Origin of the sequence: Robbsia betulipollinis (genome assembly GCF_026624755.1) — a bacterium.
GTDB lineage: Bacteria > Pseudomonadota > Gammaproteobacteria > Burkholderiales > Burkholderiaceae > Robbsia > Robbsia betulipollinis.
The window spans coordinates 1-2,094 of record NZ_JAPMXC010000008.1 but is presented as its reverse complement, the minus strand read 5'-3'; the positions used below and the strand labels follow the sequence as shown (position 1 = coordinate 2,094).

At 67.1% G+C, this 2,094-nt stretch carries 2 protein-coding genes and 1 pseudogene; all 3 read left to right on the top strand.

Features of this window, described 5'->3' with window-relative positions; genetic code table 11:
* Positions 1–597, top strand: a pseudogene (tnpC, locus tag OVY01_RS17710) (IS66 family transposase); the annotation flags it as partial.
* A 72-nt stretch (positions 598–669) separates the two neighbouring features.
* On the top strand, positions 670–1,014 hold the full coding sequence (tnpB, locus tag OVY01_RS17705; protein WP_267848897.1) for an IS66 family insertion sequence element accessory protein TnpB: 345 nt from the start codon (positions 670–672) through the stop codon (positions 1,012–1,014).
* 44 nt (positions 1,015–1,058) lie between these two features.
* On the top strand, positions 1,059–2,094 hold a 1,036-nt coding region (tnpC, locus tag OVY01_RS17700), incomplete at its 3' end, for an IS66 family transposase (RefSeq protein WP_267848901.1).

Here is a 2,094-nt window from a genome sequence, read left to right as displayed (position 1 = left end):
CTGCATGCCGACGACACTCCGGTGCCCGTGCTGGCTCCTGGGCGTGGCAAGACCGCGACGGGGCGCCTGTGGGCCTACGTGCGGGATGAGCGGCCCAGCGGGAGTACGGCACCTGCCGCCGTATGGATGGCCTACACGCCGGACCGGCGCGGCGAACATCCGCAGAGCCATTTGCAGGCGTTCGACGGCATCATCCATGCCGATGGCTTCGCGGGCTACGACAAACTCTACGTCGACGGTACGCGTGTACCGGCCGCATGCTGGGCACACGTGCGCCGCAAGTTCCACGACATCACTCAGTCGCATCCGTCACCGACGGCAGGCGAAGCGGTACGCCGCATCGCGGCGCTCTATGCGATCGAAGCCGGGATACGCGGCCAACCGCCCGACCAGCGCCTGGCGACGCGCGTCGAACAAACGCAACCACTGCTGCGCGATCTGCATGCCTGGATGCAAGGCTTGCTGCCGGCCCTGTCGAGCAAGTCCGCGCTTGCCGGGGCGATCCAGTACGCGTTGAAGCGCTGGGAGGCGTTGAATACGTTCGCTCGCGACGGCCGTGCCGAAATAGACAATAACGCGGTGGAACGCGCCCTACGCGCGGATCGTGCTGCGTGGCACGGTCGATGAGGGCGCGTGGCGCTTGCTGCTGGCTCATCTACGAGGCGCACGTTGATCGGTCTGCCCGGTGGCACGCAGGTCTGGCTGATCGCCGGTGCCACCGACATGCGCCGGGGCTTCAACGGCCTGGCAGCCATCGTACAGAACACGCTTGCCTCGAACCCCTTCGGCGGCCACGTGTTCGTCTTCCGCGGGCGCCGTGGCGATCTCATTAAAGTGCTCTGGTGGGACGGCCATGGGCTGTGCCTGCTGAGCAAACGTCTGGAACGCGGGCGCTTCGTCTGGCCTCAAGTTGCCACCGGTGGCGTGCATTTAACCGCCGCGCAGCTCGCGATGCTGCTCGAGGGCATCGACTGGCGCCACACGGTACGCACCGCCCCGACGCTGGCTGCGTGAGGCGGAGGTTGTAAACGTCCCGCGGCGCCGGTAACATGGCGGTCATGGCCGCGTCACTTCCCCCTCCCGATCCCTTGCCCGACGACGTCGAGGCGCTTAAACGCATGGTCGAGCGCCTGAGCGGCGAGGTCCGCGCGCTCGAAGTGGCCGCCGACGTGCGCATGTTGCTCATCGAGAACCTGCAGATCCAGATCGCGGCGCTGCGGCGTGCGATGTACGGCCGTAAATCCGAGAAGATGGAGCAGGAAGTCGGGCAACTCGAGCTCAAGCTCGAGGAAGTGCTGCTCGACAAGGGCGAGGATCCGCCACCGCAAACGCCCGAGGCCATCGAGCGCACCCAACGCACGCGCAAGCCCCTGCCTGAGCACCTGTCGCGTGAGACGATCGATCACGCGCCCCCGCACGATCAGTGTCCGGACTGTGGTGGCGCACTTCAAGCCATCGGCGAGGATGTCGCTGAACAGCTTGAGTACGTGCCGGCAAGCTTCCGGGTGATCCGTCACGTGCGCCGCAAGCTTGGCTGCGCCTGTTGCCAAACGCTCGTGCAGGCGAGCGCGCCGTCCCGGCCGATCGCCCGCGGCCTCGCCGGCCCGGGCCTGTTGGCCCACGTGGTGGTGAGCAAATACAGTGATCATTTGCCGCTGTACCGGCAGGTGCAGATCCACGCGCGAAGCGGCGTGGAGATCGAACGCTCGACTCTGACTGAGTGGGTCGGTGGCGTGACGCGCTTGCTGCGCCCGCTGGTAGAGGCCCTGCGGCGCTACGTGATGGCCGGGGCCGTGCTGCATGCCGACGACACTCCGGTGCCCGTGCTGGCTCCTGGGCGTGGCAAGACCGCGACGGGGCGCCTGTGGGCCTACGTGCGGGATGAGCGGCCCAGCGGGAGTACGGCACCTGCCGCCGTATGGATGGCCTACACGCCGGACCGGCGCGGCGAACATCCGCAGAGCCATTTGCAGGCGTTCGACGGCATCATCCATGCCGATGGCTTCGCGGGCTACGACAAACTCTACGTCGACGGTACGCGTGTACCGGCCGCATGCTGGGCACACGTGCGCCGCAAGTTCCACGACATCACTC